This is a genomic window from Flavobacterium sp. DW-iso2, assembly GCF_058725285.1.
This window is the reverse complement of the sequence record NZ_JBZXDY010000005.1, coordinates 198369-204368: the sequence shown is the minus strand read 5'-3', so window position 1 is coordinate 204368 and position 6000 is coordinate 198369. Positions and strand designations below refer to the sequence as shown.

Genomic DNA, 6000 nt, shown 5'->3' with positions numbered 1-6000 from the left:
GGCATTTTATACTCGAAAATCACCCACATATCGCTCAGAGAAAAAGTTGTTGATAACTTTAATTGCTTTACATAGGAGCTTAGCTGTTAGTGGCCGTCTTTCTTGGCGGTCAGTTAGTTTTTTTTATTAGAATTCCTTTGTCCACACTTTCGTTTATTAAATTCTCTGCATAATTCCAAACTGCAGACGAACCGTTTTTAATTGCTTTTTTCTTATCATAAACTTTTTTATACGGCACATTAAATTCAGTCCAAGTTCCACCATTATTTGAAGTGTTTTGCAATAGTGGTTCAAATCTATCCATTGATTTTGCAAATTTTGCTTCGTCCGTATTACCTTCTTCAAATTCTTCCCAAATAGATGTGAGTTCTTCGGCTTGTTCTGATGGTAAAAGTCCAAATATTCGCTTTGCGGCAATAAGTTCCTCTTCGGTATTTGTATGGCTTTTTGTAGAATCGTAAATAAAAGTGTCACCCGCATCAATTTCCACGATATCGTGGATTAAAACCATTTTCAAAACTTTAAGTACATCTATCGGTTTGTCCGAATGTTCTGCCAATACAATTGTCATCATTGCTAAATGCCAACTATGTTCTGCATCATTTTCGTGTCTATCGCTGTTAAATAATTTGGTTTTGCGTTGAATGTATTTCAACTTGTCTATCTCTTTTATGAAGCTTACTTGTTTTAATAAATTGTCTGTCTGCATATTTCTATAATTATTGAGAGAATTTTACCGTCTGTATAATGTCGTTTAAAATTGCCACTAACGTCAGTTCGCCTAAAAACCTTAAAACGTTCTTTATTTTAGTAATTAGGAAGTAAATATGCAGAAATTAAACTGCCCCTAGTTTCTGTTCAACGCAGGCTTCATTGTTAGCTTTTCAAGCCCGACGAAGCTTTAGCTGTTGTAGGCAGTGCTTTATTTTGATACTTTAGACTTCTTACTATTCAAAGCTTTCTGTTTTATCCATTGAATTGAAATATCAACAGTTTCTGTAATATCGCCGGAAGAAGTATTGTGTCCTAATTTAGAAAACAAAGTATATTCGAAAGGTTTACCTTGAGCTTTCAATGTATTTAATTGCTCCATACACAACTTTACTGGAATCTGTATATCCTTTTCTCCAAAGAGCCAAAGTCCCGGAATTGAAAGAGTATTCAGAGAAATTTTGGGATCAGTTGTCACAAATTGATATTTGTCTGGATCATTTTTAGTATGTTCACGAGCATCTGCTTCTGTATGATTTTCCCAAAAACTATTGTTTCCATTTGTATAAAACTGAAATCGGAGTTGTTCTAAAGTTGTAATTGTAGGGCAACTAAATAAAACCATAAATTCTATTTGTGGATTTTTCCTTGCAGCAATTGGAATTATCCATCCTGCTTGACTGAAGCCAATTAACCCAATTGGTATTTTTTTATCTTTCAAATAGGTTCGAAATGTTTTTACTGCTTCATTTGCATCGTGAGATAATAAATTAAGATTAGTAGTGTCTATATTATTTGTGCCAACAGATGGTCCAACATACACACCTCCAGATTCTCCAACTCCACGTTTGTCATATGTCAAAACAGCAATACCTTCTTTAGCAAGACGCTTTGCGAACTCCATTTCTCTTTTTACTGGGTCAGAGCCGTGAACAATTACAACTGCTGCAAATGGATTTTTGGGCTTTAAAATTGAGCCTGCAAGAGTGACTCCCTGACTTTCAAACTTTACATCTTGAATGGTAAAGTCAGCAGATTGAGAAAATACCATTTCTGGTAAAATTATTAATGATAACCAAAGAAATAAGTAAGAAAAAAAGTTCCTGTTCATTTTAGTTTAATTAGAAAAATTGTTTTGAGTGATCGATTTTCGTTAGCATCGCCTACAACGTCAGTCTGTGAAAAAACCTCCGTTTAGTTCTTCAAAAGTAATTAAATTGTTTTAATAAAAGAAAGAAAAGTTGTATGTTTAATAATGCGACATTTCACAGGAATTCCTCGTAATCAAATGTGTTTTCGAGTTTAGATGATGCTTTTTCATCCGAAAAAGAAACAGTTTAATTATCATAAAAAAAGAGGACTCCAAATCCTCTTGAAATCCTCCTGACTCTTTTACGATAACCCCATAGTTACGGAATCTCTGCGGTTCGTTCAACAAAGGCTTCATTGTTGGCTTTACAAGCCCACGAAGCCTTAGCTGTTGTAGACCGTTTTTTTTCAATTCGACAATAAATACCAAAGAAAAACAATCGTTACAATTAAAGTCGATACAATGCTGAGTAGTGAATACCAATTTGTTCTGCTTATTCTTCTGCCATGAGATTCAAATTTATCAAAATTTTGAGTTGTTATTGATGCTTCAAATCGGCTTTTTTCTATCATTTCATATTCAATAAACATCAAAAAACATAAATTGATAATTGGTATAAGAACGGTTTTTACAGAAATTGAATTTTCAATTTTAGAAAGTGCAAAAAAACCAGCAATTAAAATATTATTAAAAGTAAAAAGTTTGTCGTGAATTCTGTCGAAATGTTTGAGAATGTTTTTCAAACCTTCGATTTCTGTTCTTTCAAAATTTTCATCATTTCTTTTGTATTCGCTTTGAGATTCTTCAGAATCAAAATCTTCCATAAGTTTATTTCGTTTTTATCAGTTTTCAAATAGCATATAACGTCAGTCTGTGAAAAAACTTCCGTTTATCTTCAAATATAACACTAAATATAAAATTGAAGGAATAAAAATTTTCTGAATAATACTACGCCAGATCACAGGTATAACGTACAGTTAGATTGTCTTTCCTTCCCGAAACTTCTGGATTAGAACACAGGATTTCATGAGACATCTTTTATGGGCACGGAAAACAATTTCCGCCTATCGTTTGCATCTACGCGCGCGCGCTCGGGGAACAAATACACTTCGCAGAGTTTGTCGATTATCCAGCTTTAGTTTGTGATAATCATATCGTGGCTTGCAGGAATATTAGAACATTTTTTTGTTGATTTGCCATCACATAATAGCACTCCAATTGTCTGGGTCGTAAACGCCCGATTCCTTTTCTGCCTTTATTGTTTGATGGACTAAAATCCATATTATTTCATTATTACCATCGTTTGTAAGTATACTATTGATTAAGGCTTTTCTAGTGAAAGTTAAAAACTCCTTTACTTTTGTAGTATCACTCAAAACTCTTTGTATTTCAGTAATATATAGGTTTTCGGCAAGTTTATCATCAAGAATAGAATCTTCAAATTCTTCGATAAAACAGTCGAAGTTGTCATTTATTTCGTAGCTATAATTAGTGTCTGTTTGTATATTTTTTTCTTTAAAAATAGTTTTAAGTTCTCTAAAAATATCTGGTTGATCAAGAACGGGTTGTTTTTCAACCCAATCCCATATGATATCCGGTTCTTCCTCATTTTCTAAAAAGCACAATAGTTGTTCTCTATATTTAGCGATTTTATTCATGATTTTTCTCGTTTAAAACTTTTTATGAGTTTAAATTTAAACATTAATTCTGAATTTAAGCAGGGAGGATTATATAAATGTAAATGCTTCTTCTACATTTCCGTTAAAATGAATGTAAGGATTTATTTGTGCCATATTTTTATTTTGAAACGTTATTTATACTTAGGAATTTTGTTGTGGGAATTATGAAAAAGAGATTGAGAATGTAATTTATCCACCTGCAGTAAAGAAGTTCCGCATCAATAAATTATTGTACTCTTTTTAGTAAGCCACTATATTTTTCACATTTCGCATATTGCGATTTGCGATATTTACAGGTAATCATTTGTTTTTCTAAATTAATATTATCTAATATTCCATATCGCAATATGCGTTTTGGCCATCAATATGACACATCTAAAATATATTTTAAAGCCACAAGATACAGTTATGCTTCTCAAAATAATAGCTTTGGGAGATATCTCTTGGTATCATCATACTATAGCTGAAGATTTAATTTTCCCAAAAATTATTGTTGCCGTTAGTATAAAACTGAAATCGAAGTTGTTCTAGAGTCATAATTGTAGGGCAACTAAATAAAACCATAAATTCTATTTCTGGATTTTTGCTTTCCGCAATTGGGATTATCTATCCTGACTGACTGAAGCCAACTAATTCAATTGGTATTTTTTTATTTTTCAAATAGGTTCGAAATGTGTTTACTGCTGAACTTGCATCGTGAGATAATAAATTAAGATTAGTAGTGTCAATATTATTCGTTCCAACAAATGGCCCTACATATACACCGCCCGATTCCCCAACTCCTCGTTTATCATATGTCAATACAGCAAGACCTTCTTTGGCAAAACGTATTTCGAAGTCAATATCTCTTTTTACAGGATCAGACCCGTGAACAATTACAACTGCTGCAATTGTATTTTTAGGCGTTAAAATTGAGCCTGCAAGACTGACGCCCTGACTTTCAAACTTTACATATTGAATAACAAAGTCGGCCGATTAACAAAATACAATTTCTGGTAAAGTTATTAATAATAACCAAAGAAATAAGTTAGAAAAAAGCTAATGTTCATTTTGGTTTAATGTAAAAACTGTTTTGAATGGTTTGCGTCAGCAATGCCTACAACGTCAGTTCGTCTAAAAACCTCCGTTTGATGCGTTTTGTGTTTAATTATAACGTAAATATAGGCGATTTAGATTACAATATTATTATTTTTATAAAAAAGCGATTGGATTTGAAGCAATAAAAAAAAGGCCGTAGAAAGCTTTAAAATTTTATTTAAACTCTAATTCTATATTATGTTGTAAACACGAAAGGACTCGTATTAATAAGCATTTAATTAGACTTTTTTTTTAAATTTGAGCGCACAGGTAAATACCTGCGCGAACGATTGTGGTGATAAGTATACGCGGTCGGGTCATACCCAATAAAAAAATCAAAGTAATTTTTGGAGAAATTAGAAAAACACTCCAGATATTACCTATCTCTAAAATTGCTCAAGCCATAATCAGTTGGTCAAAAAAGAAAATTAACCCTAAAAACACAATAATTCCTAGAGCAAAATCATATAAATCCGTCATTGTAAAAGAAGCAAAGGACTTCCTGTAACTAAAGTATTTTAATCGTTTTGTTGAAAAAGCGTTTAGGATATCTTGGAGGCAAAATGGGATTCCTAGACCTTTTCACAAACGGAATTATTCACTAGTTATTATTATCCTATTTCTTTTTTAAAGCGTTTACCAGCTTTTTATTGCGCTTGTCTGCTCTACCATTTTGTAAAGAAATAACGGCCCAAATTGCCGCTGGAATCCAACCAATAAGCGTAATTTGTAAAATCAAACAAATTATAGATGTCAGTATTCTTCCTCTCAGAAAAAAGGAAACAAAGGGAAAGAAAATGGCAATTAATGTCATACTTATAATTTTAGAATTATTCTTTAAATAGAATGCTATATTACATCTAAGTCATTATAAAAGTGTACAAAATCACTGTTAATGATAGTATTTAGATACCTATTTCCAAGAAAGAACCTTTAGTAAAATCCGGTAACTTACTATTTAAAGTTAACAATTAGTCTATAAACGCTTTCAATAGTTACAGCTAGTTGTTGCATTGCCCGCGATTTAATAGTACTTTAACATTTAGTCCGGTAGTTATGATACGACTAATCTAATTACCAATCTTCATACAAAAAACTTCCAATCTCTTTTGCTATTGAATGTTTTAGCTTAGCCATATATTCTAGAATAATGTCTGGCAAAATCGCTTCTATTTCATTTATTCTTAAATTATGGTTAACGAGTTTCTCCCCATTTTCAAATTTATCGGTCACAATTAGAGAAATAGATTGCTTTGTGCTTGAATCAATAGCAGATAGACCATTTTTGTTAAAATGTAAATCTTCTAAAGTTAGAATTAAAGCATTTGGCAAATCTTTTGATTCTTTGATTTCTTTATTGCCAGAACTGGAATGCCTACCCCCTATTTTATTGAAGAACTTAAAAAAGAAGAAGCGAAAGTAGTAAAATAAAGAAGAAACTGC

7 protein-coding genes are annotated in these 6000 nt (G+C 31.9%); all 7 read right to left on the bottom strand.

What is annotated here, in order from left to right; translation table 11 throughout:
• Positions 1–109: 109 nt before the first annotated feature.
• The 7 genes from AC4PRO_RS05665 to AC4PRO_RS05635 all read right to left on the bottom strand — a co-directional run bounded on the left by AC4PRO_RS05665 (position 110) and on the right by AC4PRO_RS05635 (position 5889).
• A complete protein-coding gene (locus AC4PRO_RS05665) occupies positions 110–709 on the bottom strand; it encodes an HD domain-containing protein (RefSeq protein ID WP_074722212.1) in 600 nt (199 codons plus the stop codon).
• Positions 710–922: 213 nt separating this feature from the next.
• The gene (locus tag AC4PRO_RS05660; protein WP_492116632.1) at positions 923–1822 is read right to left on the bottom strand and encodes an alpha/beta hydrolase family protein; all 900 of its coding nucleotides are present in this window, start codon (positions 1820–1822) and stop codon (positions 923–925) included.
• A 386-nt stretch (positions 1823–2208) separates the two neighbouring features.
• Complete coding sequence (locus AC4PRO_RS05655) at positions 2209–2625, bottom strand: hypothetical protein (protein ID WP_492116631.1); 417 nt, start codon at positions 2623–2625, stop codon at positions 2209–2211.
• 375 nt (positions 2626–3000) lie between these two features.
• Positions 3001–3459, bottom strand: coding sequence for a hypothetical protein (locus tag AC4PRO_RS05650; RefSeq protein ID WP_492116630.1), 459 nt, complete (start codon positions 3457–3459; stop codon positions 3001–3003).
• 627 nt (positions 3460–4086) lie between these two features.
• A complete protein-coding gene (locus tag AC4PRO_RS05645; RefSeq protein WP_492116629.1) occupies positions 4087–4281 on the bottom strand; it encodes a hypothetical protein in 195 nt (64 codons plus the stop codon).
• 892 nt (positions 4282–5173) lie between these two features.
• Entirely contained in the window at positions 5174–5371 is a 198-nt protein-coding gene (locus tag AC4PRO_RS05640; protein ID WP_492116628.1) for a YqaE/Pmp3 family membrane protein, read from the bottom strand.
• A 260-nt stretch (positions 5372–5631) separates the two neighbouring features.
• Positions 5632–5889 carry a hypothetical protein gene (locus AC4PRO_RS05635; protein WP_492116627.1) on the bottom strand — a complete coding sequence of 86 codons (258 nt, stop codon included), beginning with the start codon at positions 5887–5889 and terminating at the stop codon, positions 5632–5634.
• Positions 5890–6000 lie beyond the last annotated feature (111 nt).